The sequence below is a fragment of the Cycloclasticus sp. PY97N genome (assembly GCF_002443175.1).
GTDB classification, from domain to species: domain Bacteria; phylum Pseudomonadota; class Gammaproteobacteria; order Methylococcales; family Cycloclasticaceae; genus Cycloclasticus; species Cycloclasticus pugetii.
This window is the reverse complement of the sequence record NZ_CP023664.1, coordinates 371,073-396,954: the sequence shown is the minus strand read 5'-3', so window position 1 is coordinate 396,954 and position 25,882 is coordinate 371,073. Positions and strand designations below refer to the sequence as shown.

General features: G+C 43.0%; 27 protein-coding genes. 12 read left to right on the top strand and 15 right to left on the bottom strand.

Annotation, left to right across the window (positions count from 1 at the left end; translation table 11 throughout):
- Positions 1-33: 33 nt before the first annotated feature.
- The 7 genes from CPC19_RS01995 (at position 34) to CPC19_RS01965 (ending at position 5,775) form a co-directional block, all read left to right on the top strand.
- The gene (locus tag CPC19_RS01995; RefSeq protein ID WP_016390810.1) at positions 34-591 is read left to right on the top strand and encodes a DUF4202 domain-containing protein; all 558 of its coding nucleotides are present in this window, start codon (positions 34-36) and stop codon (positions 589-591) included.
- Complete coding sequence (locus CPC19_RS01990) at positions 591-1,205, top strand: hypothetical protein (protein ID WP_016390809.1); 615 nt, start codon at positions 591-593, stop codon at positions 1,203-1,205. The genes CPC19_RS01995 and CPC19_RS01990 overlap by 1 nt, the downstream gene beginning before the upstream one ends.
- 24 nt (positions 1,206-1,229) lie before the next feature.
- Positions 1,230-2,144 carry an MBL fold metallo-hydrolase gene (locus CPC19_RS01985; RefSeq protein WP_016390808.1) on the top strand — a complete coding sequence of 305 codons (915 nt, stop codon included), beginning with the start codon at positions 1,230-1,232 and terminating at the stop codon, positions 2,142-2,144.
- 136 nt (positions 2,145-2,280) lie between these two features.
- On the top strand, positions 2,281-3,186 hold the full coding sequence (locus CPC19_RS01980; RefSeq protein WP_020162745.1) for a phospholipase A: 906 nt from the start codon (positions 2,281-2,283) through the stop codon (positions 3,184-3,186).
- A 54-nt stretch (positions 3,187-3,240) separates the two neighbouring features.
- Complete coding sequence (gene msrB, locus CPC19_RS01975; protein ID WP_016390807.1) at positions 3,241-3,630, top strand: peptide-methionine (R)-S-oxide reductase MsrB; 390 nt, start codon at positions 3,241-3,243, stop codon at positions 3,628-3,630.
- Between the two features lies 1 nt (position 3,631).
- Positions 3,632-4,918: a M18 family aminopeptidase gene (locus CPC19_RS01970; RefSeq protein ID WP_016390806.1), complete on the top strand. Its 1,287-nt coding sequence runs from the start codon at positions 3,632-3,634 to the stop codon at positions 4,916-4,918.
- 5 nt (positions 4,919-4,923) lie between these two features.
- Positions 4,924-5,775, top strand: a complete 852-nt coding sequence (locus CPC19_RS01965; RefSeq protein WP_016390805.1) for a 2-keto-4-pentenoate hydratase — start codon at positions 4,924-4,926, stop codon at positions 5,773-5,775.
- 43 nt (positions 5,776-5,818) lie between these two features.
- On the opposite strand, the gene CPC19_RS01960 is transcribed toward CPC19_RS01965, so the two are convergent.
- Complete coding sequence (locus CPC19_RS01960; RefSeq protein ID WP_016390804.1) at positions 5,819-6,379, bottom strand: cytochrome b; 561 nt, start codon at positions 6,377-6,379, stop codon at positions 5,819-5,821.
- Between the two features lie 80 nt (positions 6,380-6,459).
- On the opposite strand from CPC19_RS01960, the gene CPC19_RS01955 reads away from it, so the two are divergent.
- Positions 6,460-7,269, top strand: coding sequence for a class III extradiol ring-cleavage dioxygenase (locus CPC19_RS01955; protein ID WP_020931897.1), 810 nt, complete (start codon positions 6,460-6,462; stop codon positions 7,267-7,269).
- 118 nt (positions 7,270-7,387) lie between these two features.
- Here the strand turns inward: CPC19_RS01955 and CPC19_RS01950 are convergent, their stop codons facing one another.
- From CPC19_RS01950 to CPC19_RS01915, 8 genes are read right to left on the bottom strand one after another with little or no spacing between them, the layout of a single operon-like run.
- Positions 7,388-8,206 (bottom strand): SDR family NAD(P)-dependent oxidoreductase, encoded by an 819-nt coding sequence (locus CPC19_RS01950; protein WP_016390802.1) that lies wholly within the window; start codon positions 8,204-8,206, stop codon positions 7,388-7,390.
- On the bottom strand, positions 8,203-8,961 hold the full coding sequence (locus CPC19_RS01945) for an SDR family NAD(P)-dependent oxidoreductase (protein ID WP_096910736.1): 759 nt from the start codon (positions 8,959-8,961) through the stop codon (positions 8,203-8,205). Before CPC19_RS01945 ends, CPC19_RS01950 begins: the two co-directional genes overlap by 4 nt.
- Positions 8,962-8,990: 29 nt before the next feature.
- A complete protein-coding gene (locus tag CPC19_RS01940) occupies positions 8,991-9,533 on the bottom strand; it encodes a 3-phenylpropionate/cinnamic acid dioxygenase subunit beta (RefSeq protein ID WP_016390801.1) in 543 nt (180 codons plus the stop codon).
- Positions 9,526-10,881: a Rieske 2Fe-2S domain-containing protein gene (locus CPC19_RS01935; protein WP_016390800.1), complete on the bottom strand. Its 1,356-nt coding sequence runs from the start codon at positions 10,879-10,881 to the stop codon at positions 9,526-9,528. The genes CPC19_RS01940 and CPC19_RS01935 overlap by 8 nt, the downstream gene beginning before the upstream one ends.
- A gap of 50 nt (positions 10,882-10,931) precedes the next feature.
- A complete protein-coding gene (locus tag CPC19_RS01930) occupies positions 10,932-11,591 on the bottom strand; it encodes a glutathione S-transferase family protein (RefSeq protein WP_015006977.1) in 660 nt (219 codons plus the stop codon).
- 25 nt (positions 11,592-11,616) lie between these two features.
- Positions 11,617-12,396, bottom strand: a complete 780-nt coding sequence (locus tag CPC19_RS01925) for an SDR family NAD(P)-dependent oxidoreductase (RefSeq protein ID WP_015006978.1) — start codon at positions 12,394-12,396, stop codon at positions 11,617-11,619.
- Positions 12,393-12,743, bottom strand: coding sequence for a hypothetical protein (locus CPC19_RS01920; RefSeq protein ID WP_015006979.1), 351 nt, complete (start codon positions 12,741-12,743; stop codon positions 12,393-12,395). The genes CPC19_RS01925 and CPC19_RS01920 overlap by 4 nt, the downstream gene beginning before the upstream one ends.
- A 1-nt stretch (position 12,744) precedes the next feature.
- A complete protein-coding gene (locus CPC19_RS01915; protein ID WP_016390799.1) occupies positions 12,745-13,968 on the bottom strand; it encodes an SRPBCC family protein in 1,224 nt (407 codons plus the stop codon).
- Between the two features lie 308 nt (positions 13,969-14,276).
- On the opposite strand from CPC19_RS01915, the gene CPC19_RS01910 reads away from it, so the two are divergent.
- The 3 genes from CPC19_RS01910 to CPC19_RS01900 are packed head-to-tail and all read left to right on the top strand — an operon-like array spanning position 14,277 to position 16,596.
- Positions 14,277-14,903, top strand: a complete 627-nt coding sequence (locus tag CPC19_RS01910; protein WP_015006981.1) for an FMN-dependent NADH-azoreductase — start codon at positions 14,277-14,279, stop codon at positions 14,901-14,903.
- The gene (locus CPC19_RS01905; RefSeq protein ID WP_016390798.1) at positions 14,903-15,691 is read left to right on the top strand and encodes an SDR family NAD(P)-dependent oxidoreductase; all 789 of its coding nucleotides are present in this window, start codon (positions 14,903-14,905) and stop codon (positions 15,689-15,691) included. Before CPC19_RS01910 ends, CPC19_RS01905 begins: the two co-directional genes overlap by 1 nt.
- 17 nt (positions 15,692-15,708) lie before the next feature.
- Positions 15,709-16,596, top strand: a complete 888-nt coding sequence (locus CPC19_RS01900; protein WP_016390797.1) for a prenyltransferase — start codon at positions 15,709-15,711, stop codon at positions 16,594-16,596.
- Between the two features lie 25 nt (positions 16,597-16,621).
- Here CPC19_RS01900 and CPC19_RS01895 read toward each other — a convergent pair whose 3' ends face one another.
- Positions 16,622-17,134 (bottom strand): disulfide bond formation protein B, encoded by a 513-nt coding sequence (locus CPC19_RS01895; RefSeq protein WP_016390796.1) that lies wholly within the window; start codon positions 17,132-17,134, stop codon positions 16,622-16,624.
- 618 nt (positions 17,135-17,752) lie between these two features.
- On the opposite strand from CPC19_RS01895, the gene CPC19_RS01885 reads away from it, so the two are divergent.
- Positions 17,753-18,436, top strand: coding sequence for a PhoH family protein (locus CPC19_RS01885; protein ID WP_016390794.1), 684 nt, complete (start codon positions 17,753-17,755; stop codon positions 18,434-18,436).
- 261 nt (positions 18,437-18,697) lie between these two features.
- Here CPC19_RS01885 and CPC19_RS01880 read toward each other — a convergent pair whose 3' ends face one another.
- From CPC19_RS01880 to CPC19_RS01860, 5 genes are all read right to left on the bottom strand, one after another.
- The gene (locus CPC19_RS01880) at positions 18,698-19,873 is read right to left on the bottom strand and encodes a nucleotide sugar dehydrogenase (RefSeq protein WP_016390793.1); all 1,176 of its coding nucleotides are present in this window, start codon (positions 19,871-19,873) and stop codon (positions 18,698-18,700) included.
- Positions 19,874-19,876: 3 nt separating this feature from the next.
- Positions 19,877-20,521, bottom strand: a complete 645-nt coding sequence (locus CPC19_RS01875; RefSeq protein WP_016390792.1) for a hypothetical protein — start codon at positions 20,519-20,521, stop codon at positions 19,877-19,879.
- Positions 20,522-20,622: 101 nt separating this feature from the next.
- On the bottom strand, positions 20,623-21,465 hold the full coding sequence (asd, locus tag CPC19_RS01870) for an archaetidylserine decarboxylase (RefSeq protein ID WP_016390791.1): 843 nt from the start codon (positions 21,463-21,465) through the stop codon (positions 20,623-20,625).
- 64 nt (positions 21,466-21,529) lie between these two features.
- The gene (locus CPC19_RS01865) at positions 21,530-24,280 is read right to left on the bottom strand and encodes a glycosyltransferase (protein ID WP_016390790.1); all 2,751 of its coding nucleotides are present in this window, start codon (positions 24,278-24,280) and stop codon (positions 21,530-21,532) included.
- Positions 24,202-25,881: an aminotransferase class III-fold pyridoxal phosphate-dependent enzyme gene (locus CPC19_RS01860; protein ID WP_016390789.1), complete on the bottom strand. Its 1,680-nt coding sequence runs from the start codon at positions 25,879-25,881 to the stop codon at positions 24,202-24,204. Before CPC19_RS01860 ends, CPC19_RS01865 begins: the two co-directional genes overlap by 79 nt.
- Position 25,882: the final 1 nt, after the last annotated feature.

The window sequence follows — 25,882 nt, the reverse complement described above, 5'->3', positions numbered from 1 at the left end:
CGCTAACCCCATCAAACAGCAACTCAACACACTATGACAACTAAATTACAACAAACACTGCAACGCATTGACCTCGCAAATGCTAGCGACCCAACAAACGGCACAGAAGCGCTATATTCACAACGCATGCTAAAAACCCTTCAGGCTTTTGAACCAAACGCATCTGACGCTCTCACCTTAGCTTGCTATGCCCAGCATGTGTGTCGTTGGAAACTAGCTCGAAAAGATTACCCTGCCGGTTTAACGGGCTATTTAACGTGGCGCACAGAGCTGGCGAAATTACATGCAAAAATTTTAGTCGACGCGATGCAAGAAAGTGGCTATGACGACGCCGACATTGAACGAGCAAACAGTATTATTCAAAAAAAGAGGCTTAAATCTGACCCTGAGGCACAAACATTGGAAGACGTGTCTTGCTTGGTTTTTTTAAACCATTATTTCGATGCCTTTGCCAACAAACATAATGAAGAAAAAATCATTGACATTGTGCAAAAAACTTGGGGAAAAATGTCGGATAAGGGCCACCAAGCGGCGTTAGCCTTAACCTTACCGCCTCATTTAGAAAAATTAGTCGCTAAGGCATTGGCTTAATGCACAAACCTGCGCTTACCTCTTTTATTATCGGGCTTGGCTTTTTAACCCTACTGGCCGGTTGCGCCTTGCCAAAAAAAGAACTGGTGACGGTACCCGCTGACGCCTTTGAGGTGTGTTATGGCTATGGTTGCAAAACAGTTCAGACTGTAACGCTCGACGACGCTCAATGGTTCACCATTGAGCAACTTTTTTCACCTAAAGCAGCATCAGCCAAAATAGAACGCCAGCAACTCTCACTGGCCATTGCTCAAATGGAAACTTTTATTGGTGGGATAACACACACCCAAGACGACTTGCCGGGTACGTTTGCCGCTTTTTTTCAAGACCGTAGCCATCAAATGGACTGCGTTGATGAGGCCACAAACACAACTTTATACCTAAGACTCTTTCGTGAGCGCGGGCTAATGCGCTTTCATAAAGAAGGCTATCGTATTAACCGCGGTTTCTTCCTAAACGGTTGGCCGCATACGTCTGCGGTCATCGAGCAGCTAGACTCTGGCAAACGGTTTGCTGTTGATTCGTGGTTCCATAAAAATGGTATCAAGCCTGAAATAATCCCTATTGACTTATGGTATTCTGGGTGGCATCCAACACCGAATGATGACTCATAAAACAAAAAATCTCGGAGACAATAAATGAACGTAAGCAACAAGATTTTTTTATTATTTTTTTCTTTATTCCTTTCCAGCCAATCTTATGCCGGACCTGCAGACGAAGGGATTTCAAACATCACGCTTAAAACAACGCACGTGCGTGGCAACATTTATATGCTTGAGGGCGAAGGTGGCTTTGCCGGCGGCAATATTGGCGTATCGGCTGGCCCAGATGGCCTTTTATTGGTCGATGACCAACTGGGGCCAATGTCCAAAAAAATTGATGCCGCACTAAACGATATCAGCAAAGGTCGGCTGCGCTTTATTCTTAATACTCACTGGCATGGTGACCATTCTGGTAATAACGCTTATTTTTCAAAAGATGCGACCATTATTTCGCATACGAATACCAGGAAACGTTTAATGACTGACCAAGAAAACTTCTTTGGGAAGTCACCGGCCTCACCAAAAGAAGCGTGGCCCATCATCACCTTTGAACAAGCCATTAACATTCATTTTAATAATGAGGAAATTCAATTTATCCACCATGCACATGGTCACACTGATAGTGATGCTGTCGTCTATTTTCCAAAAAGCAATGTTGCTCACTTAGGTGATCATTTTTTTAATGGTTTTTTCCCTTTTGTAGACTTAGACACCGGAGGCAATGCCTTTACCTTGACACACAATATCGGCGAAATAATTGAGTCATTACCTGAAGATGCGCTTGTTATCCCAGGCCATGGCGAACTATCGGATGTGAAAGGGCTAAAAAACTATTACGCAATGCTAACCGATACAACACAGTTCGTTAAGCAGCAAGCCGCTTCAGGTAAAACACTTGATCAAATCCAACTGGCCGGATTACCTAGCAAATGGGCCGCTTGGGGTGGTGGTTTTATCAATGAAGAGAACTGGATTAAAATAATCTTTAATAGCCTACCCAAACAGCAATAAACCACCCTCACAATACAAAAAAAGCGGCTGACCTTTTTTCAGCTGCTTTTTTATTACCCAAATCATGACTATGAAAAAACTTCTTACCGTACTGACTTTATTCTGTACTCCGCTATTTGCTGCCGAAGACAATCCGATGACAACTTGCTTGTCCAATTTACTCAATACGGCAGAAAACACTATGACCGTGGGCGAACTGAAACAGCAATGCCAAGACACAATGGCTTCAGAGGAGGAGCATTTTTCTGCATTAAAGCGTCGCCAACTGCAAGAAAAAACTGCCAGTTGGAATGCTTTTTCTTTGCTGCCACATAAACCTAATTACATTATTGCCAGCTATAACACCAGCGATCCTAGCACAACACCATTTGAAGCCGCTTACCCAGACGTTAACCCAGATCTTCAGCACCTAGAAACAAAGTTTCAAATCAGCATGAAACTGCCCATCGCTCGAAACCTTATCTTTGGGCAAGGGGATTTATATGCCGCATACACCAACCGGTCTTTCTGGCAGCAATTCAATAAAACTCACTCTTCCCCCTTTCGTGACACCAATCATGAAGCTGAAACATGGCTTTCGTTCGACACCGACTATACAATTTTAGGGTTCCGCAACTCTGCCATTTTGACGGGGTTCACCCATCAATCGAATGGCCAATCAGGCTTATTATCAAGAAGCTGGAACCGCCTCTATACAGACTTTATCCTAGAAAAGGGCGACATCTACCTGTCATTTAAACCCTGGTACCGTATTCCTGAAAGTGAATCACAAGATGACAACCATGATATTGACGACTTTTTAGGTCACTTTGAATTAAGGGGCGTGTATAAAAAACAACAACATAGCTTTTCACTTCTATTCAGAAATAACCTCAAAACAAGCAGCAATAAAGGTGCTATCGAACTAGGCTGGAGCTTCCCGATACATAATAATGTTCGCGGCTATGTGCAATGGTTCAATGGTTACGGCGAGAGCCTTCTCGACTATAACAACCACACCAATAGCCTAGGCTTTGGAATCCAACTGAATGATTGGTTATAAACCAGCACTTTTTTGTCAGGTATAATTTATTCATCAACATCAAAGGGTCAACGCATGCAAACAGACTGTGACAACGACTGGAAAGCTAAATTAACCGCAGAAGAATATAATATTTGCCGCCAAAAGGGCACCGAAGCTGCTTTTTCTGGCATTTATGTAGACACTAAAACCGAGGGCCTCTATCTCTGCAAGTGCTGTGACGCGCCTCTGTTTGAGTCCGACAGCAAATACAACTCGGGTAGTGGCTGGCCAAGCTTTTGGAAGCCCATCCAATCAAATGCTATTAAAGAAAACCGAGATGAAAGTCACGGTATGGTCCGTATTGAAGTGGTCTGCGCTCAATGTGAAAGCCACCTTGGACACGTCTTTCCAGATGGTCCGCAACCAACAGGCTTACGCTATTGTATTAATTCCGCATCACTCAATTTAGACCCCAAGAAATAACATGTTAACTGCCCAACAACACGCCCAAGCCTTACTGCAATATATCGATGCTAGCCCAAGCCCTTGGCACGCTGTTCACACGAGCAAAGAAATCCTAGATAACAAAGGTTTTAGTGAACTATTAGAGGGTGATACATGGGCATTACAACCGAATGGGCGTTATTACGTCAAACGAGACGACTCTAGCATCATCGCCTTTACCGTCGGTTCAAATAACCTTGCTCAAGAGGGGTTTAGGCTGATCGGCGCCCACACTGACTCACCAGGGTTACGGGTAAAACCTAAACCAGACCAGCAACAAAGCGGTATCAACCGTTTAGCTGTAGAGATTTATGGTAGCCCATTGCTAGCCACCTTTACCGACCGCGATTTAAGTCTAGCAGGGCGCGTACATATCAACCAAAACGGCACCTTACTCTCCAAATTAGTACATTTTAAAAAGCCTTTTCTACGCCTCCCGAACCTTGCTATACACATGAATCCGCAGGTTAATACCGATGGCTTAAAGCTTAATAAACAAACCGAGCTGCCCTTATTGCTGTCTCTTGATGATGAGCAACCGGCTCTTGTTGAGCTGTTAGCAACGGAGCTGGGCATCAATAGTGATACTATTTCTGCCTGGGAGTTACATGCTGTCGACACGCAGGCAGGCTCCCTATACGGCTTGAATGATGAGTTTTACGCCAATAGTCAACTCGATAATTTAGCCTCCTGTCACGCTGGTCTCAGTGCGTTAATATCTGACGCCTCCCTGAATTCGCAACAATTTAATATTTGTGCATTTTTTGACCATGAAGAAATAGGTAGCAACAGCCATAAAGGGGCCGATGGCAGCTTCTTACCCGATGTACTCGAACGCATTGCAGGCTCACTAAGCCTATCTACCGAGGACTATAAACGCGCTTTATCTAATAGTTTTATGATTAGCGCCGATATGGCTCACGCTTATCAGCCTAATTTCCCTAATGCTTATGAACCTGAGCACAAGGTATTCGTTAATCAGGGTCCCGTTATCAAAGTAAATGCGAATATTCGCTATGCCTCAAACAGTGCCTCTCAATCTCGATTTATTCATTTGTGCGAACAGGCTAAAGTCGCTTATCAGCAATATTCCCACCGAACCGATCTGGGTTGTGGCAGCACTATTGGCCCCATGACATCGGCACAACTAGGCATCCAAACCGTTGATGTAGGTTGCCCAATGTGGGCAATGCATAGCATCCGCGAAAGCGCAGGGGTCGCCGACCATCACGACATCACTCATGTATTTACTCAATTCTTCAGTTAAAGCTTATGAAATTTAAATTTACCTTTTTAATCTTTGCCGTGGCCGCCGTGGCTATCTTTTTTATGCGCCAAGAAAACTTTGTACCACGTACAGCGTTGGATATTTATCAGCACTTTACTGATAACACTGAGGCGGATGCCATTCCCGGACTGACAACAGAAACGGCGCTAGAAATTCAAAAACACGTTGTCTATGCCTTATCGGAAAATTGGGGCGGCATCGCTGGGTACAAAGCGGCTATAACAAACCCGGACATTCAACAAAAAATGGGCATTGAGCAGCCGTTGCTAGGCATATTTTTAAATAAAATGTTGCTAGAAAGCCCGGCCGTAATCAACATAAGCGCCGCCACTCACCCGTTTGCAGAAGCTGACTTATTGGTACGAATCAAAGATTCCGCCATCAATAACGCAAAAACCGATCAAGAAATACTCGCCTCTATTGACCAAGTTATTCCCTTTATCGAGGTGCCCGATAGACTTTTTTCAACAGATAAACCGTTAACAGCCGACATGCTGATGGCGATTAATACCGGCGCTCGTTATGGAGTAATGGGGGAACCAATTCCAATGGAATTGATTGAAAACCTAAACCTCTGTCAAGTTGGCATTGTCTACGAAGAGGACCGCAGCCATTTAAAAACTGGCGCCTGTTCCTCGCTGATGGGCAACCCAGTTAATGTTATTCGTTGGCTAAGAGATCGTCTATTGGCTTTAAATTACCCTCTAAAGCCAGGCGCTTACTTATCACTTGGTAGCCTTACTTCGCCAGTACCTATAAAAAAAGGTCGTTTAACTGCCATCTATACAGGACTTGGAAATCAACAGCACGTTAGTGTATCGGTGTTGTTTAAATAAAATCAAACAAATAAAAAAGGGCGGTTTCCCGCCCTTTTGATGTTTAGTCTATGCGCTGACCAAGCATTCTTTTCAAAGTACCATCTTTATCCATAAAGTGGTGCTTTAGTGCACCTGATACATGTAAAAGAAATGCTACAAACATTAACTTACCAGCAATTTCGTGTGTCTCGTGCGCCACCCCTGCAATAGGCCCGTTAATAGGGATCATTTTTCCAACCTCATCAGGATTTGGTGTTGCAGCCAAGAGCTCTAAGCCGAAAACAGAAAGCCCATGCCCGCCTAGACCCGACATTAACATTCCTGAAACAGGCATCACTACTGTCGCAATAATAAGCGTCCAATGTACCAGTTTAGACAGTGCATGCTCCCATGATTTATAGGTACTTGCGGGCTCCGGCCAACCTTGTTTCACGCGCCAGACCACACGTGCAAATATAAAGATAAAAACAATCATTCCTACCGACTTATGGATAGGATACAAGGCATACACCTTGTAATCGGTCATGTACACACCAACGGCTACCAACATAATTATTGAAATGCCGACAATCCAATGCAGCGCAACGGATACACACGACAGCTTAACTCTCGAATCACTCATTTAAACCCCCTCTTTTTTTAGTTACTTAAGCGTTAGATGATATATCATATCTTACCTAATTCAATAGTTATTTAAGGCTTATGTCCAACCCAATTTTTCCAACTATTTACATCCCTCATGGAGGCGGCCCTTGTTTTTTTATGGATTGGACGCGTGGCCCTGCAGATACGTGGGACACCATGAAAGGATGGTTACAAAATCTTCATAAAATTCTTCCGAGAAAACCAAAAGCCATTATTGTTATCTCTGCGCATTGGGAAGAAGACGTTATTAGGATCAACTCGCAGCCTCACCCGCCGCTATATTTTGATTACTACGGTTTTCCACCACATACTTACGAACTGACTTACCCTGCCCCAGGCTCGCCAGAGCTTGCTAAGCAAATACAAGCGCTTTTAAAAAATGCAGATATTGACTGTGCACTTGACCCCGATCATGGCTATGATCACGGCACCTTTGTGCCTTTAAAAGTGATGTTTCCAGATGCGGATATTCCTGTTGTTCAAGTGTCCTTACAACATAACTTAGACCCCGTTTACCATATTCAAGTTGGCGCTGCACTTCAGTCTTTAAGAGAACAAGATATTTTCATTCTCGGCAGTGGTATGAGCTTTCACAATATGGACACCTTAATGCAGGGGCAAGATATTGGTAATCATGCCGCTACATTTGATCATTGGCTAACAAACACCTGTGAGTCTAAACCCGACGAACGAAACAAGCGACTTGGCAACTGGCTCAACGCACCTTCCGCTCGACAAGCACACCCACGGGAAGAACACCTACTGCCGTTAATGGTCGTTGCTGGAGCGGGCGGAAACAACCAAGGCAAAAACATATTCCAAGACAATGTTATGGGCGTTAACGTTTCAGCCTATCAATTTGATTAAGCTAACTATTAGCGCACGTTTAATGCCGCTAAAACTCAAGCAAGACAATACAAGCGCTGTATTAGAATACTAAAAAGGGGTGCGCCATCAGCCCTTTTTTATTATCGACGTATTAAATTTACCAAGCCGTCCAACCACCATCATGCGCAATCACTTGCCCCGTCATAAAAGAAGCCGCATCGCTAGCTAGGTACACCAATAAACCAGCCAACTCCTCAGGGTCGCCTGTTCTATTCAACGGCGTTAACCCGTGCAGTTTCTCTACCATCGCAGCAATATCAGCCTCACTTAACGGCAATGCTTCACGGCCTAGCTGCGTACCCAAATGCCAGCCTGGCGCTATCGCATTACAACGAATACCCTCATTTCCATACTCCACAGCAATCTGTTTGGTCAACGTTGCTACCGCCCCTTTAGAAGCAGAGTAATTAGCAGCCACCGCAGATAAATCATTCGATACACCCGCTAAACCAGCCACCGAAGAAATATTAATAATAGAACCTTTCTTTTGTGCCATCATTTGTGGAAGCACTGCTTTAGTACACAGAAATACCCCCCGAGTATTAACCGCGTTCACACGGTCCCAGTCTTCTACTGGCATCTCATGTATTCGATCTGCTGGACTGGCGATACCTGCATTATTCACTAAAATATCTAGCCTGCCATATGCCTGAAGTACCGCCCTATTCATTGCCGCCACTGAATCAACATCACTGACATCAACCTCAACTGATAAAGCCTTACCACCCAACAGGCGAACTTCTTCAGCCGTTTGTTCCGCTGATGCCAAATTAATATCTGCCGACACGACCGTTGCGCCTGCTGAAGCCAAGGCGCGCGCAAATACATTACCTAACCCGCAGCCCGCGCCAGTAACCAGCGCGATCTGCCCATCTAGGCGAAATAAATCTAACGAGAAGGCTGGATATTGACTCATTGTGCCGTATACCCACCATCAATGGGGATAATCGCCCCAGTAATAAACTGTGATTCTTCACTTGAAAGAAACGCCACTAAATTGGCAATTTCTTCTGGCTCCCCCCCCCGACCTAACGGTGTCATACCAGAGGCTGCCTCTATAAACTCTGGACCAATTCTCTTAACCATAGAGGTTAACACAAGGCCTGGGCAAATAGCATTTGCTCTTATTTTATGCTTCGCATACGTGACGGCCCATGAACGAGTTAATGAGATAACCGCCCCTTTTGAAGCACAGTAAGAATGCAGGCCGCCGGGTGTACCTATCAGCCCACCAATAGAGGATGTTGTTGTGATCGAGCCGCCTTTACCACCCGCTATCATACTTTTAAGTGCATATTTAGCGGCCAAAAATACACCTCGTGTATTAATCGACTGCACTTTTTCCCAAGCATCAACGTCCAACTCATCGGTATTGCCATCACCGTCTTCAAAACCGGCATTATTAAATAAGATAGAGACCGAACCAAAAGCCGCTTCTGCCGAAGCGGTCATTTCTTTTACCAGTGTTTCATCTGACACGTCACAGTATTGTGCAATGGCACGCCCACCTTGTTGTTTAATTAATTCCAGCGTTTCGGCATTGCCTTCTGTATTAATATCTGCCAAACACACACTGGCCCCTTCTGAAGCTAAACGAAGTGCTGTTGCACGCCCCATTCCCGATGATGAACCTGTCACTATGGCATTATGCCCTTCCATTCGTGCTGTCATTATGACTCCTTAATTAATTAGTTTTATGCTTAGAAAAACATGTTTAAGTTTTTGTCGACGATCACCCGCGCAGGTAAAAACACCGTTCTTGCGACTAACTTCAGGCCATCACCAGTATCACGCAGCAAATCTTTACGTGTACCGGTATGGCTAATATGGTCTTTATCGCGTCTTGCACGCAATAAGGTAAATTTACTTCGTACATCGTAAACACTCGCCTCCTCGGTACAAAACGACTCAATATTTGTTACGGTACGAACATGGTGGGTCGCTGGGTCGTTTAGCCAAACCATGCCAGTATCTTCTCTGGCTGCTCGTTGCTTTAACTTTTCAAAGTTTTCATCATAGATCATCGTTTCACAAATGGAACTTTTGCCTAGCCTGTTCCTTCGATAAGTATTCATTGGAATAGGCATTTTATAAGCAATGTTTTCATCCAACATGGTCAGCCAATCATCGTAACGTTCTTCATCCAAAACACGTGCTTCAGCTGCCAAAAACCGTTCTATTCGATAAGCTGTTTGCATATCTGTGTCTTTGCCCACTGGCGCTATTTTTTGTTTTCTAGCCATTGACAGACTCCTTCTGGATCGGTGCTTGCGGCAAAATATCGCTGGCTGATTCAGCCAACATAGTTCGTTGCCACTGCGCATAAAACTCTCGCTGACAAAGCTCATTAACAATACCCGGGGAGGCTTCCCCAGGCCCATCCCAATCCATTGTTCGCCCCTTAGCCATACCCAGCCAACCCTTCATTTGCCTAGTTGCATACCCATTGGGAGAGTGTGTGATCGCTTCGGTAAAATCACCATCATCACCTTCTAAAATACCCGCTGAGCCGAATGTCTGACCGACATGTTTGACAATAATATCTTTCACCTCATCAGGTGTGTTTTTATCTGCCATAGAATAAGTTGCCACCTCAAAAGCACCTGGGCCTTTCGGGTGAATAACCCGCAGCAGGTTTAAACCCTGAATAATTTGCAAGTTAGGGAAAACCCCCATATGCGTCTCTGAGCCTAGTAATTGTTTACCACGCACCTCACCTAAACGCTCCACAACACTTGGCCTCACTCGCTCAAGGTGCTCAATGCACGGCCCGGGATTATCATATAGTGCATAGCCTGACTGCCCATCGAGTGTGGATAAGATAGTATGTGGCGGTATTGCAATTTGTAATTGCCCTGAGTCATCAAAACCGGTGTTATCTTTGCCAATACCAAGAACCGATTCACTACGTCCTTGACCAATAGTGCCCACCACTCGCATAGCACCCGCATGTGCCCAAGCTACGTGATAGCCATCACCAATCGCATTTTCTACAGGTAGCTTCCAGTTGCCGGGTATTTCTACTCGGTATGGCGTGCCGATAAGCTCCATCCCTTCTGGTGAAGCATCGAGTACAACATCTAGGTAATAGGCCATGTCGCCTAAGTATTCCACTAGGTCCGGGCCTTCTTCGGCAAAGGTACCAAAGATCATTCCCTTGTAGTTTTGTACCCGAGCCACCGGTACCAAACCTAACTTACTACGATCCAAATTGTCATAGATTGATTCTTCTAGCGGCACGGCAGCCAGCTCACCCATATTGTCATACGCCCAACCATGATAGGAGCACGTAAAGGCTTTTGTTTTACCCCACTCTGCATGACACACTTTATTACCTCGGTGACTACAGGCATTCAAAAAGGCTCTTACCTCACCATCTTCACCACGCACGACGATAACATCGTCTTCGCCCATGTAAGTTCTTAAAAAGTCGCCTGCTTCAGGTAATTGGCTATCGTGTCCCAAAAAAAGCCAGCAGCGATTAAAGATCTGCTTTAGCTCTTCTTGATAAATCTCTGGTTCCCAAAAAATACTGCGTGATTGCAGCGCCGCTTCATTATCTATTAATTTATTGTAATCAAACTTACTCATCTCTTATCCTCCCTAAGCGCTATACCTTGGCTAAGCACTCGAATTGACTATTAACCAATTTGTTCTTTACCAGCCTCCATATCCGACATTACCGCTGGCGCTGCTTGCCAAGATGGTTTTTCACGCAAACGAGCTAACCAAGATAAAATGTTCGGGTAGGGTGATAAATCAAGACCAAGAAGAAAAGATAGCGAGGTAATCGCGCCAATAGCGATATCGGCAATGGAGTAATAACCACAGATATAGTCTTGCCCTGCTAATTGCTTATTTAGGATACCTAACGTGCTTAGGAAAGCTTCTTTGGTACTGGCAACAGTTGCTTCATCTGGCTCAGGCGCGGTCATGGCGAAAAAGAAGTTGAGTAAAGCCGGCGCAAAGGATGCTCCTTCCCACGCTACCCACTGTAGAACTTTGGCACGTTCTTTTAAATCTGTTGGTAATAAGCCAGATGACGGATTTGCATCGGCTAGATACTGAAGAATAGCGCCTGACTCCCAAAGAATAAAACCATTATCATCTATCGTGGGTGTGACACCATTTGGATTTATTTGTCGGTAAGGCGCATCGGTAGGTCGACAATCAGCCATCCGATCTAATGCATTGATTTCATAACCCACACCAATTTCTTCTAATGCAATAACGGCTTTACAACCGTTTCGTGAGCCACCGAAGGGATCCCCTTCAGCTTCTATATGATAAAGCTTAATCATGTTCATTCCTTATGTGATTGTTTAATTAAATAGCCGTGAGGCCACCATCGATACAAAAATTTTGCCCCGTCGCGAAGCGGGATTCTTCTGAGGCCAAATAGAGTGCGCAATAAGCAATATCTTCAGGCTGCCCTAATACATCCATCAGCTGTAGTTTCATAATGTCATCGATCATTTTCTTCAACAGCGCTTTATCTGGGAAAACAGCAAATGCGGGGGTTTCAATTAATCCTGGGGAAATACTATTAACGCGTATTTTGGCATCGGCAAACTCTGCCGCTAATGTTCGCGTCATCGCAATCACCCCGCCTTTTGTCATGGAATGTGCAAATTGATGGATATGACCTGCAAAAGTAGACCCAATAACACCCGCAGCAGACGCAGTATTGACAATACTGCCACCCCCTCGGCGCTTCATAATTGGAAAGGCATGTTTGATCGCGTAATACACCAAATCCAGCTCATTACGAACTAGCCAGTGCCAGTCTTCGGTTGAAAATTCATCAATCTTGCCATAACGTACGGCGGACGCATTGTTATATAAAATATCAAAATCACCGTAGCTTTCTACTGCAAAATCTATCCAGCTTTTTACTTGATCTTCGTCGCCTAAATCAACAACACGGCTGACCATTTCACCACCCGCATCAACAACCCGGCGAACTGTTTCCTCGTGCTCGCCTTCTTTTACGTCACAGCCAACAATTTTTGCGCCTTGTGCGGCAAACATTTCTGCCGCTGCACGGCCCTGACCACCTGCGGTACCTGTTATTAAAGCAACCTTTCCTGCTAGACGACCGCTCATAAGATAACCCTGTCGCTAAAGCCTGACTTTTTAACCATTCTCAACGTATCGATGCCGGTGTTTAAAATCGGTGCTTTCCATTTATACACCGCATTATCAACCTCACACATGGCAAGAGCTGCTCTTGATAGCTTAAGGTCCTCTTCTGATAAGTCAGCCAATTTAAATTGGTTTAAGTAATCAATGATCGCAGGCAGCTTTGGTAACATTGCATAATGGAATGAATTAATCTCATCCATTGTGCTATTCATTCGCTTTACCAGCCTATCTTCTGTGGTTGGAAGCGCCCATTTGTTTATTTCAGCCTCAATATCACTGGTATCTGGGCGTGCTATCGCGTTGCTCATTTTATTCTCCTGTTCCTTTCATTGCGCTCATAAGACGATGGTAATAAGCACGAATAGGGATTTCCTGCCTATTAATATGGATCTCTTTTATGATGCCTGCATTAAAGTTCATCTGAATGCCTTCAGCCGTGTACAAGTCTTCGGTTAATACATCCCTAATCTGAATACGACCTTGTTCAGAATTGAACAATTGGCCAAAGTTTTCTATTTCACCGGTGTGGAAGAAATCTACTTCCCAAAGACACTTATCGGGCGAAATAGGCAGCGTTCTTTGAACTAGAATTTGGCCTTTCTGGATAAATAAAACGACGTTAGGAAATAATAAATAAGCATCAAAAATCCACAACGGGTGATCGTCATTTAAAACACCAGCGCCATCATCTGCGCTAAACTCATTTTCAGACTTTGTGTACAAAGAAGTCGCTCCGTGCTTGGCCGACAATAGAGCAACGTCTGTTTGTATACCCATCATTTCCTCCGGCCGGTATGCACAAACTCTTGCCGGCACGCCAATACTGTCTGGATAAACATCAGCTGGCGCATAAGTACCCGGGATAGCACCCGCGATGGTATTACGGTGTGTCTGATCAACGTGGTAGCCTTCGATTTGTGCATCCACCAATAATTTCCAGTTGGCATTAAATGTAGAGCGCCAGCCATAGCTCCACGTCCAATCTTTATTGCCTAGGTACTTGTCAAAAGACTCATTAAGCGGCTGTAGATATTCTTTCAGAGGAACACTTGGCTTGGGGTCAAGGTTAATAAAAACAAACCCACCCCATACATCAACAGATACTGGCTTAAGGCCCAATTTACTTTTATCAAAGTCAGCAAAAAGATCTTCACCCGGCACATCTGCTAACTGACCTTCAGCGTCAAAGACCCAGCCATGAAAGCCACAGGTCATAAATTTTGCTTTACCGCATGGTTCAGTCAAAACATGCGCCCCTCGGTGTGTACACGCATTATAAAAAGCGTTCACTTGCCCATGCTTATCTCGAGTGATGACGATGGAGACTTCTAAGGCATCAATAAAATAAGTAATATAATCGCCATGCTCGGCAACATCACTTTCTCTGCCTACCATCAACCATGTTTTCTTAAATATGTTTTCCTTTTCCTGCTCAAAAAAGGCTTGCGACGAATAATGATCGGACGGAATAGCTTCCGTACCAAGTTCATGTGAGCCCAGTGGCGGTATCGCCATAACACTTGCATTTCCCATTCTCTTTCTCCGAAGTTTCTCCGACCTATGAAGGTGGGATTTATGTTTACCCGCAAAATTCTAACGAACGTTAATTAGTAAATCATAATGCTTCGTGGCTGTCTATGAAAATTTTCTATTGGCAAGCTATATTTTCAGTCATCTAATTTTTACCTATAACACCATGCTATTTCTGAGATTTTTAATCGTTCGACTGAAATAAATTTTGTAAACCCCGTCGCAAATTAGCTTCATCTAATATGAAAAAATTCACAGCTTCGTTAAGGGATGTTAGGGTAAATATCAACTCAATAATTTACGAGGACACCATGAGCAAACTACTTTATATTCAAGCATCACCACGCGGTGAACGCTCAAGTTCTACTGATGTTGCGAATACATACATTCGTGCCTTTAAATCAGTTTCAGCAGACAATACTGTTACCACATTAAATATTTGGGATATGAACTTGCCTGAGTTTGATGGCGATCGCCTGAATGCCAAATACAGTGTTTTACACGGCCAAAACCCCAATGAAGCTGAGGCCCTTGCATGGCAACAGATCGTTACGCTTATTGAGCAATTTAAAAACGCAGACTGCTACTTGCTTAGCGTTCCTATGTGGAATTTTTCCATCCCCTATAAGTTAAAACACTATATTGATATCATCACTCAACCTGGCCTTACTTTTAGCGTTAACCCCGAGACCGGCTTCTTTGGGTTAGTGACAGGAAAACCGGTTACCGCCATTTATTCTCGTGGTGGCGAATACAGCACTCCTGAGGCGAAGGGCATGGATTTTCAAAAAACTTACCTAGAAATGGCTTTAGGCTTTATTGGCTTTAGGGAAATAAATAGTGTCTTGATAGAACCCACTTTAGCCGACCCAAACTCAGTGAACAATGCCATTGCTATAGCGAAGGAAAAAGCAACAACACTCGGAGAAAACACATAATGGATTTACAAATTAAAGATAAAAAAGCCCTCGTTTCAGGCTCTAGCCAAGGCATTGGTTTTGCCATCGCCAAAACGCTCGCAGCAGAAGGCGCACAGCTTATTATTAACGGCAGAAATGAAGCCAAATTGGTCGCGGCTAAAGAAAAAATCCTATCTGAATATCCGCAAGCACAGATTGAATATATAAGCGCTGACCTTTCAACCAGCAAAGGCTGTGATCAACTAACCGCCGAGCACCCTCACATAGATATTTTGGTCAATGCCTTAGGCATTTTCGAGCCAAAAGACTTTATGGATATTCCTGATGAAGACTGGGAACGTTTTTTTAACGTTAACGTTCTCAGCGGTGTCAGACTATCACGTGCTTATTTACCCTATATGCGAGAAAAAAACTGGGGGCGAATTATCTTTATTAGTAGTGAAAGCGCCATACAAATTCCGCAAGAAATGATTCATTACGGTACCACCAAAACAGCCCAGCTGGCAGTTTCACGCGGCTTAGCTGAAACGTGTGCCGGTACCGGCATTACTGTTAACGCTGTATTACCTGGCCCCACACGCTCAGAAGGCGTGGTTGAGTTTGTCGATCAGGTCAGCGGTGGCCAAGATTTTGAAGCATTCGAAAAAGAGTTTTTCCAATCTGTGCGGCCTTCGTCACTGATCAAACGTTTTGCTGATACACAAGAAGTCGCCAACATGGTCACCTATTTATGCAGCCCGTTAGCCTCGGCAACCACCGGCGCTGCCGTACGCGTTGATGGTGGTGTTGTAAAATCTTGCGTCTAATTTAGCATTCTTAATCCATGATGCTCGCCGTCGCCACTTTATCAATGAGGTTGCCGTTCTTGATTTTAACGATGGCTTGTGTGTTCCTAGGAGCCAGTATTGCGATCTCTAGCCAGCCAGACATTAGCATTCCCATTCTGTTGCTGGCACTAACCGGCGCTTTATTGGCCCACATCAGCGTCAACACCCTTAATGAATATTTTGATTTCAAAAGCGGGCTAGATTCAATCACGATAAAAACACCTTTTTCAGGTGGCAGTGGTGCCTTACCTCAACATCCTGACAATGCCAATATGGTCTTCTATATTGGCATTTTTTCTCTCCTTCTAACCACTTTGATCGGCTGTTTTTTCCTCTCGCACTGTGGCATTCGATTATTGCCGATCGGACTGATTGGAATAGGCTTGATACTGACATATACTCAATACATCAATAAACGCCCCATCATTTGCCTCCTCACACCGGGGATAGGCTTTGGCATTTTGATGGTCGTGGGCACCCAGTTTGTATTAACCGGCGAATATTTGGCTAAAAGCTTTGTCATTGGCGTAATTCCTTTTTTACTCGCTAATAACCTATTACTGCTTAATCAATACCCCGATATACAAGCCGATGCTCAAATAGGGCGCAACCACTTTCCAATTGCCTACGGCTTTAACCTAAGTAATTTTATTTACGGTTTATTCACACTTTTAACAATGTTAATAATTACTGCTAATGTTTTTGTTGGTTATTTGCCCAGCCAAAGTTGGATTGCCTTAACGCCTATGCCACTGGCATGCGTTGCTTTATATGGTGCGATAAAACATAAAGAGCGCATTGGCAAACACCCACTTTATCTAGCAAGCAATGTTGCCGTTGTAGTATCGATACCCTTGTTGCTTAGCATCGCAATATTGCTCTAAACGATACACTATTGTCGATAAAGCCCTATTCAGCTGGTTTCGCAATAACAAATAATAAATAAACAATAAATAAGGCCATCACACTAAAAAAGGCCAATAAGGCTTCCGCCATCGTAATGCCAAACGCTATTTCAGGTGTATAACCACATGTTGTTTGTACTTTAAAAACAAACGGCAGCCATTCATCAAGCGCTAACCAAGCTGGCAAGCCTAAATCAAAACCACAGCTGCCAAAAATAAAGCCCCGCTCTGTGCCCAATAACATCCAAGAGCGCTCGATAGAAACACCACTCACAGCTAACAAGGCCAATAAACCAACAAAGCGTGAAGGCATATAAGCCCTTAATAACAGCCCTATTAACGAAATGACAATCATCGCAACAAGTAAAATTCGTATTTGAATACACACAACGCAAGGAGGGTAATCCAAAACATACTGATAAATTAACGCAACCGATTCCAAAAGAAGACTGAAGACAATAAGCATCAACCAAACTAGTTTTTTACTGGGCAATACCGCTGTACATGCTTTCATCATCTTGATATCTCAATTTTATATTCGTTACTAATCGTGCAGTTTAACGGCTGCTCTATATGCTTACTCAGTAAAATATCAAGAATAATGCTTAGAATACCCATACTAAAGCTGACCATGCTTATTTCTTAGTCTAGCAAAAAAAACCTTCAACCTAAATAAGCCCAAAATCAACCGTCATGACGGCTATACAGCTTTAAAGAACTGTGATAAAACATCACTACATTAGCTATTTAAGTTTAATACTGGCTTCAGGGATTGTTCGAATGAATAGCGTGATTGCGTCAGGTAGTAGCAAAACTCAAAAAAACCAAGGTCGATGACATTGGTCGCTAATGCTCCCTCATCATTAGCTCACAGTGCCACCTTTGCTAAAAACTTGCGCGCAGATAACAAGCCTCAACCGATAACCCATCACGGTGTATTTAATAGACCAAAGAAAAATACAGTCAGGCATATACGTCTAATAAGCTTAAACAATATGGATAAGGGTGCATTAATCGCGCTCTTCAACTTCCTTAGTATTTTCATATGTGTTGTAGCAAGCCATCTACTTATTTTCGACCTAATACTTAATCATCACTCGCTTTACCCCCCCCTAAATGATCTGGAGATAACTTTATGAGCGCCCGTCGTAAAAAGGAAAAGTTCTATGTCGTTGATAACCGCCCGGAAATATTGGCTAAAAATTTCACCCAGAAAGAGTATATTCGAGCCATTTTTGAAAATGATATGGTTTGCGTGATGGGCCCCGCCGGTACAGGTAAAACATACATAGCGGCTACGCTAGCTTCACGTATGTATTTTGATGGCGAAATTAACAAAATTGTCTTAACCCGGCCTAATGTATCTGCATCGGAGTCACTGGGGTTTTTCCCTGGCACGTTAACTGAAAAAATGGCGCCTTGGGTGGCCCCATTTACCGATGTTATTCGGCAGCAATTAGGCGAGGGAACCTATGACACCATGCTTAAAAACGGCAACTTAGAAATAGCCCCTTTTGAAACCATGCGCGGACGATCGTTTAATGATGCATTTGTTATTTTAGATGAAGCACAAAATACCAGCCCGAAAGAAATGGAAATGTTTGTTACCCGTGTTGGCGACAATTCACGAGTCATCATCAATGGCGATATTATGCAGTCTGACATCATGGGCTCCAATGGCTTACACAAAGTTCTACAACTGATCAACAAATTAAACTTACCGGTTCCTATTATTGAGTTTCAAGTTGAAGACATTGTTCGCTCACCACTATGCAAAATGTGGATAGAAGCCTTTATGGAAGACGCTCAATACAACTAAAACCGTCATACGTGCCGATAAATAGCTGATATGTATATACTCATAGAGTACGCAGCCAGCTTTTTATCGGCTCTTTCATAAAAAAGAGCCTCTTCTCAGCGAAAACCAATATTAGTTCCAAACCCTTTGCGTTTTTGATCAATTGAAGCAGGCAACTTACCCACAACTATACGGTTCGGCAAGCTACCTGTGCTTAATTTTATTTGAAAGAACTGTGCGTTATAAATAAGCTTATATTGGCTGCAACGATTCTGCTCTCACCTATGCATCATTACCAAATAAATCCCTTGTATACACTTTGCACAGCACATCGTGTAAATCATTTGATAATCGATTGGCGACAATAAGATCCGCTTGGCTTTTAAAAGAATCCAAATTGCTTATGACCGGCGAATTAAAAAAACTCGTCACCTCCAGCACTGGCTCATACACAATCACCTCAATGCCTTTGGCTTTAATACGCTTCATAATACCCTGCACGGCTGAAGAACGAACGTTATCGGAGCCTTGCTTCATAATAAGCCTATAGATACCCACCACCTTTGGCTGGGTTTTTATAATTTGCTCGGCAATAAAGTCCTTACGCGTATTGTTGGCATCAACAATGGCCTTAATTAAGTTATTCGGCACTTGTTGATAATTCGATAATAATTGCTTGGTATCTTTAGGTAAGCAATAGCCGCCATAACCGAATGACGGGTTGTTGTAATGCTTGCCAATCCTTGGGTCTAGACCAACGCCCTCAATCACCTGACGCGTATCTAATTGATGTAACTCGCAATAGCTATCGAGTTCATTAAAGTAGGCAACCCGCATTGCCAGATAGGTGTTTGAAAACAGCTTAACCCCTTCGGCCTCCGTTGAGTGTGTATATAATATCGGTATTTCATCAGCCGGCAGTTTTGCACCATCCACCAACAGCTTAGCAAACAGCCTTGCTCGCTCTGATTTTTCACCAACAATAATGCGAGAAGGGTACAAATTGTCATTCAGTGCTTTTCCTTCGCGTAAAAACTCCGGCGAAAACAGTATGTTTTTTGTACCGTATTGCTCCCTTACTTTATAGGTATAGCCAACTGGAATCGTTGACTTAATAACCATCACAGCCTCAGGGTTAATGCTCAAAACATCGCCAACAACCGTTTCTATAGAAGAGGTATCAAAAGCATTGGTATCCACATTGTAATTGGTGGGCGTGGCAATAATGACATAATCAGCCTCGTTATACGCCTCATATTGATCGTTGGTAGCCACCAAGGAAAGACTGTCATCCTTTAAAAACTGCTTAACGTCTGAATCGTCTATAGGCGATTTTTTCTGTTTTAATAAAGTAACTCTCTCTGCTGAAATATCAAAAATAACAACCTGATTACGTTGTGACAGTAGCAGAGCTAACGATATGCCTACATAGCCTGCACCTGCTATCGCTATTTTCATTCGCTAGCCCACACGGCCATTTTTCTTTAGACTGCCCTGTAAATCTTCATCATACCAATCACTCATTTCATCATACATATCACCCTTTAATAAAAGGTACGGAGATTTGTAATAGATATAAATGTCGTGAAGCGGGTCTGTCATAATTTTACTACACCAGACCAAACCGGATTGAACGCCCATAATAAAAAACAAATGAATCGTTCTAAATAAAATAGCGCCAATACCAACAATCAACCAAAGAATTGAGGTGTTGTATAAATAATCATAGCTCGATGAGGCGTGTTCAAATAAGCCGAAAAAACTAGGGCTTATCAATAAAAATAGAGGCGACAGCAGCCAAACACTCAATAAAATTATTTTACGATGTAGGTTATAACCCACCTTCACTTTCTCTTTATATTCATGTGATGCGTTATTAACATCATCATAGGTTTTAGGTTCAAAAAAGAAGTGCCCTATCTGCCTTAACACCATTGCAATTAACCAACCAACCATAACCGCAACAACTGGGTCTTTAAACAAGTAGTAATAACTAAGTAGAAAACTCATTGCACTAAAAAGATGTAGCGCTTGGTTTACTCTATTATGATGATAGTAACGGTGATCATCCCAGCGCTGTTGACGTAGCTCTTCAAAAAAACCCATGGTGAAATTCCAATCATTAATTTACACCAGCTTGCCGTCTTTATATGACATTAGCATGTCACCCTCATGACCGTTTAGCGAACTGTAATAGCTTTTAATTACTATCGAAACGTAGCTTTATGTAACAGCGGCGAACCCATTTTTATACACTCGCCCTGTCTAATGCCTTCGTTTATTACAAATTCGCTGGAGGCAAAAACTAAAATAGTTGAGCCATGTTCAAAATAACCCATCTCATCCCCTTTGTTATAAAGGGCTGAGCAAGGCAAGACATTAGGTCCTTTATAGCGAAGATTCAGGGGGGCTGCTAAACAGTGAAACTGCATGCTAGCCACCAAAATAGCTGCAACGGGCACCAGCACAAGACACTCATCTTTGTGCCCTGTTTTTAACTCTATAAACGCTCGCTCATTTTTACAAAATAAGTTCTTAATCCGGGTCAGAGCAATTGGGTTTACATTCCATGTGTCACCCGAGATATATGTAACCTTATCTACCTCGCAATCGATGGGTGCATGAAAACGATGATACATCGTTGAGGTTAGCCTTAACGTTACATAACAGCCATTTTGTAGCCGTTTCTGCAGCGCCTTATCCGGAATTAAATCGGCAACGTGATAGGGAAAACCCTTCGCCTGGTAGACCACCCCATTATCGATCTTGCCATGACTACCAACAATGCCATCACAAGGGCTAACAACGCCTCCTTTGTACGTATCTATCGGCCTTACCCCTTCTTTTAGTTGGCGAATAAAGCACTCATGCAATGAATTAAAGCTATGTTTTTTTGCTTCGGAAAAGTCCAAATCGGGTGAAAAAATACGCCAAATACTGATGGATAAGCTTGTTAGCGTTGGGCTTTGTATCTTGCTGTACCAACCCATTAGGTGAGTGAAAAGTTTACGGGGTATACGGTTTGTTAATAAGAAATTTAACCGTTCCATTCGCGTTAGCCTAGAAATCATCTGTCTCAAGCCGCACTAACCTTCAACGACATTCACTTTTTTATTAATCGTTAAGGCCGAGGTTTGTCATAAATTCAGCCATTATTGGCTCCGCTTGATATTGCTGACATCTATTAAGGGCATTTTCTCGCATCGCCGCTTTATTAACATTGCTTGAAAAAAACTGCTCTATTTGCTCAACCATTTGCTGCTTATCTTCAACCAAAAACCCATTAATTCCATCTTCAATAATATCTTTGGGGCCTTTTGTATTGTATGCAATCACTGGCATGCCTTGGGTAAATGCTTCTAAAACAACATTTCCAAACGTATCAAAACGTGATGGGAACACTTTTAAATCAAGCCCTGCATAAGCAGCTGCCATTGTTTGCTTATCCACCCACCCAAGGAAATTTGCCTCTGGCATTTGAGCCTTTAATTCGTCTTCATCTGGCCCAGACCCGGCTATCACAAAGCGAATATCTGGCAGCCTTTTTTTCAGTTCTTGATAAATAAACGGCAAATCGAATATGCCCTTTTCTTTGCTTAAGCGGCTGGCAAAAAGCAGCACCGGCGTCTCACTGTTTGCATCGTTAAACAGCCCTTCTTTTCTCAATGGCGTGACTTGCATATCATCAAATTTCCCGACGTGATGTGCAGTTAGGTGCACCCGACTTTCTTCTAATTGCATATGGTGCCCAGTGAGCCATGACTGATGCTCCGTGTTAAGCACAAAAACGCCTTCAAACTGCTTATAAAAGAAGCGAAGTGCGCGCCTAACTCTATCTAATTCATGTTGCGTTAGGTCTGTGGTATTTTTAATAAACTCGACCCAGTCAGTGTGCATAAAAAAGAATGCCGGCACATTGAACATATGCTTAAGTACCAGTGCAACAATCGCCATAGGGCCTTCGGTTGAACAAATAATTCGATCATAACCCCCTTCATAAAACACCTTCGCCACTTCAAGAAAATCAGGCACTCTAAGTTCTTGCTCACCAAACTTCCCAACACTAAACGTTGTTATTGGCTCAACGACATATAAATGTGCCTCTTCTTCAATATCAGTACTACAAACAAGAAAATCAATTGGCAAGTCTGACTGCTGAATTTCCTTAAGTTTGGCTGACAATGAATTAGAAACACCGTTTTTATCTCTGAGCGTATCGGTTAAATAAAGCGCACGTTTAGGGTGTTGGTTACACCCTAAACGCTCTGAGAAGTCATTAAGGAATGATCTGTTTTGGTATAACAACCGTGTACTAGCAAATGTTGCACTAAAGAGAACCATACTCACCAACATAGGAAACGATAGATGGTCTAATAGCTCACCAATATTAATATTGCTGATGGAATCTTGCTGGGGTTTGTCTTTATAAAACAGCGCCGTTAGCTGGCTGGGAATTTCAAACTTACTGGTCAGATCCGCGGTAGAAAAGCTGCTTAACTGCTTACCCGATCCAACCGATGAAGTCTTTAGCCTCTGTACAATTAATAAACTTAGTTTTTTATAGAGTACCTGAACAGAGCTATTGACTGTATTCACAAAAACATTCGGCGACCCGCCTTTACTATCTGCGATACGCGTTAAATGCTCGATACAAAATTTATAATCTTTTTTTACCTTCCAAGACAGCAGTTTGCCTGGTTTTTTACCTTGCAGCGCCTTATGAATAAATTTAAAAAAATTCTGAGCGTTCTTACTCTTTTTTAGCTCCAACAATAAGTTCGCAATAATAAAGCAGGCTACTTTATCTGATGTTTCTCCTCGGTGAAAAAACAGTCTAAGTAAGCCGGGGTCTTCTATTTTAACGGCGGCTTGTACAAAGTAGTCCAACAAGGCGATATTCAGTTTTTGATTTTCTTCCACATAACCAAATGGCACGACACGGCCCTCAATTAACGCCTCTAAGGCTAACACTGAAGGTTTTTCTGTTTTCAAGCGCTGCGCTAAATTTGGCACATAGAGGTACGACCCACATTCGCCTGCAAACACCCCCATATGATCATCCGAGCCACCCGTTAATACTTTGGGTTTGTCAGGGTCAACAGCAAAGTCACTGGGCGTTAAGCCGTGCTTTTCAGCATACAAATTGATTTTTTCAGGCGTTAACGTTTTTACCCAATTTAAGGTTAAAACACTTTGCCATAAATCTCGTTGACCATTGAGCACTTCATAACGCTGAAATATGACCGCTAATTTCTCGAATAAAGCCTGATCGATATTGTTATCACGTGTATACAAATAAAGCGGGTGAGGCAATATAACGGGTATATTTTGAGCAGCTGCGAATTTTAAAAATTGGTAAATATTTTCGCGTGTTTTATTAAGGTGTTTTTCTTGCTCTGCATTAAAACCATACGCTAACACATGAACAAATAAATTATATTCAGGAAAATAGCAGGTGAATTCAGTACCTACCAGCACATCCTTCCCTTCAGCAATTAACTCCCAACATGACCGAGCATTATTATGATTGGTTATCGTCACAACGTCGCAGTCATTTTTATGTAAACATTTAACCAAGTTATCCGTCTTAAGCCATGTTTCTGGTAAGCCAAGGATTCTTCCCCAAAGCTCATCGGGCACATCACTATTGTGATCATGGCAGTGAAAATCAATCTTCAGACAGTTTTCGTAATCCAAGCCTTCTTGTGCTGTACTCAGGTACTCCCCAAACTCATCTTTTAATGACTGGCGAAAATCACTAATAACCGCATTCGATGTAAAGTCAATCATCGCTTCGCCTCTTTCACTAACCTTTTTGCTGATACCGATTTCACCATATCCTTCAACATCCGCCTTTTTATCCATTTATTCGTTAATGCCGAATGCTGCCACCACCAGCCATCTTTTTTCATCTTTAGGCCAGCCGATACGAAGTGTTTAATCACCTCAGCGAATTCCTCATCAGTAAAGTTATGGCTCATAATCAGCCTCCCTGTTCCGATCCAGCTCAGCAGGATGCCTTCATTCCTGAGGTAATACTGGTACATCCAGTTATAGCGACTCGGTTGGGTATATAAAACAGTGAGAATAGAGCTGAGGTTGGCCATTTTGACTGGCACATTCGCTTCCTTTAATGCTTGGTTCATCTGCTGCACTCTATCGTTCCAGACCTGCTCTAGCACTTGATATGAGCGTTGAATCTCTGCTGTTTGCAGTGCTTGTAAAAAAGCATCCATACTGGTCATAACGTACGGGTGTGAGTTAAACGTGCCACGCGCAAAAGACACATTCGCCGGCCGATCTTCTTTAAAACGCTGCATTAAATGATGCCTGCCACATAAAACACCCACCGGTAAACCGCCACCGACGGTCTTACCATAAGTAACCAAATCGGCCTGCACAGCAAAAAAACCTTGCGCGCCTTTATGAGAGAGCCTAAACCCGGTAAATACCTCATCAAAAATTAATACAATGGAGCGCTCTTTACACACTTGCTGAAGTTTTTGTAACCACTCGCTATACGCTGTATTATCAAAGGCCGCCGCTCTTTCGCTATTAACCAACATAGCGTCACTTGAGGCATCTGAATTTGGATGCAGCCCTTGCAACGGATTAACCAACACACAGGCAATGTCACGTCGTGTTCGTAAAATACTCAACGTACGTTCACTCATATCACGTAATGTATAAACATCATTAGTTTTACGTTGGTTGCCAATGCCTGGCTGAACCCCATCCCACCAGCCATGATAAGCACCACAGAATCTAACTAAATATCGCTTACCGGTATGATAACGAGCCAAGCGTACCGCTTGCATAACTGCTTCTGTACCAGACATATGAAACGACACCTCATCAAGACCAGATATTCGCTTCAATTCTTCAACATTATTTTTAATTATTGGGTGATAAGGCCCTAGGACAGGGCCAAGGTTTTGTGCGTTTTCGAACCCTTTTTTCAAGCAAGACTTATAAAAGTCGTAGCCGAAAACATTCACCCCATAGGAACCGCTCAGGTCAATTCCACAGCGACCATCGAGATCCTTCAGCATAACACCTGAGGACTCAGTGACAATTGAGGCTGGTTTTATATGCTCACCAAGGTAGTTACGATACGGATAGGGAACCCGATATAAATTGGTAAAGCGTACATCCGATACACTGTCTTCTAAGCTGGCATAAAACCCGGTAGATTTTGGCGAGTGGCAGGCTAAGCTTTCACTTAGCTGCTTAAAACCCTTTTTTCGTTGATTAACGACAGCTATTGGAGCTTCATCGCTACTAAAGAATGCCTCTTCATCGTAAGAAAAATAAGGAACCCATTTAGCAATTCGCCTAGCCCATTTTGAATGTCCTCGGACAGAGGGATGCTTAGCCCTAGAAAGCTTCAGTCGTGTTGAGACTTTTATTAAAAAGAAAAAGGATAATAGAGCAAGCGCAGTATAGAAGACATCAGTGTCAGGCATA

Coding starts and splice junctions, on each gene's coding strand:
- CPC19_RS01995 (WP_016390810.1), top strand. CDS start 34: ATGACAACTAAATTACAACAAACACTGCAACGCATTGACCTCGCAAAT.
- CPC19_RS01990 (WP_016390809.1), top strand. CDS start 591: ATGCACAAACCTGCGCTTACCTCTTTTATTATCGGGCTTGGCTTTTTA.
- CPC19_RS01985 (WP_016390808.1), top strand. CDS start 1,230: ATGAACGTAAGCAACAAGATTTTTTTATTATTTTTTTCTTTATTCCTT.
- CPC19_RS01980 (WP_020162745.1), top strand. CDS start 2,281: ATGACAACTTGCTTGTCCAATTTACTCAATACGGCAGAAAACACTATG.
- msrB (WP_016390807.1), top strand. CDS start 3,241: ATGCAAACAGACTGTGACAACGACTGGAAAGCTAAATTAACCGCAGAA.
- CPC19_RS01970 (WP_016390806.1), top strand. CDS start 3,632: ATGTTAACTGCCCAACAACACGCCCAAGCCTTACTGCAATATATCGAT.
- CPC19_RS01965 (WP_016390805.1), top strand. CDS start 4,924: ATGAAATTTAAATTTACCTTTTTAATCTTTGCCGTGGCCGCCGTGGCT.
- CPC19_RS01960 (WP_016390804.1), bottom strand. CDS start 6,379: ATGAGTGATTCGAGAGTTAAGCTGTCGTGTGTATCCGTTGCGCTGCAT.
- CPC19_RS01955 (WP_020931897.1), top strand. CDS start 6,460: ATGTCCAACCCAATTTTTCCAACTATTTACATCCCTCATGGAGGCGGC.
- CPC19_RS01950 (WP_016390802.1), bottom strand. CDS start 8,206: ATGAGTCAATATCCAGCCTTCTCGTTAGATTTATTTCGCCTAGATGGG.
- CPC19_RS01945 (WP_096910736.1), bottom strand. CDS start 8,961: ATGACAGCACGAATGGAAGGGCATAATGCCATAGTGACAGGTTCATCA.
- CPC19_RS01940 (WP_016390801.1), bottom strand. CDS start 9,533: ATGGCTAGAAAACAAAAAATAGCGCCAGTGGGCAAAGACACAGATATG.
- CPC19_RS01935 (WP_016390800.1), bottom strand. CDS start 10,881: ATGAGTAAGTTTGATTACAATAAATTAATAGATAATGAAGCGGCGCTG.
- CPC19_RS01930 (WP_015006977.1), bottom strand. CDS start 11,591: ATGATTAAGCTTTATCATATAGAAGCTGAAGGGGATCCCTTCGGTGGC.
- CPC19_RS01925 (WP_015006978.1), bottom strand. CDS start 12,396: ATGAGCGGTCGTCTAGCAGGAAAGGTTGCTTTAATAACAGGTACCGCA.
- CPC19_RS01920 (WP_015006979.1), bottom strand. CDS start 12,743: ATGAGCAACGCGATAGCACGCCCAGATACCAGTGATATTGAGGCTGAA.
- CPC19_RS01915 (WP_016390799.1), bottom strand. CDS start 13,968: ATGGGAAATGCAAGTGTTATGGCGATACCGCCACTGGGCTCACATGAA.
- CPC19_RS01910 (WP_015006981.1), top strand. CDS start 14,277: ATGAGCAAACTACTTTATATTCAAGCATCACCACGCGGTGAACGCTCA.
- CPC19_RS01905 (WP_016390798.1), top strand. CDS start 14,903: ATGGATTTACAAATTAAAGATAAAAAAGCCCTCGTTTCAGGCTCTAGC.
- CPC19_RS01900 (WP_016390797.1), top strand. CDS start 15,709: ATGATGCTCGCCGTCGCCACTTTATCAATGAGGTTGCCGTTCTTGATT.
- CPC19_RS01895 (WP_016390796.1), bottom strand. CDS start 17,134: ATGATGAAAGCATGTACAGCGGTATTGCCCAGTAAAAAACTAGTTTGG.
- CPC19_RS01885 (WP_016390794.1), top strand. CDS start 17,753: ATGAGCGCCCGTCGTAAAAAGGAAAAGTTCTATGTCGTTGATAACCGC.
- CPC19_RS01880 (WP_016390793.1), bottom strand. CDS start 19,873: ATGAAAATAGCGATAGCAGGTGCAGGCTATGTAGGCATATCGTTAGCT.
- CPC19_RS01875 (WP_016390792.1), bottom strand. CDS start 20,521: ATGGGTTTTTTTGAAGAGCTACGTCAACAGCGCTGGGATGATCACCGT.
- asd (WP_016390791.1), bottom strand. CDS start 21,465: ATGGAACGGTTAAATTTCTTATTAACAAACCGTATACCCCGTAAACTT.
- CPC19_RS01865 (WP_016390790.1), bottom strand. CDS start 24,280: ATGGATAAAAAGGCGGATGTTGAAGGATATGGTGAAATCGGTATCAGC.
- CPC19_RS01860 (WP_016390789.1), bottom strand. CDS start 25,881: ATGCCTGACACTGATGTCTTCTATACTGCGCTTGCTCTATTATCCTTT.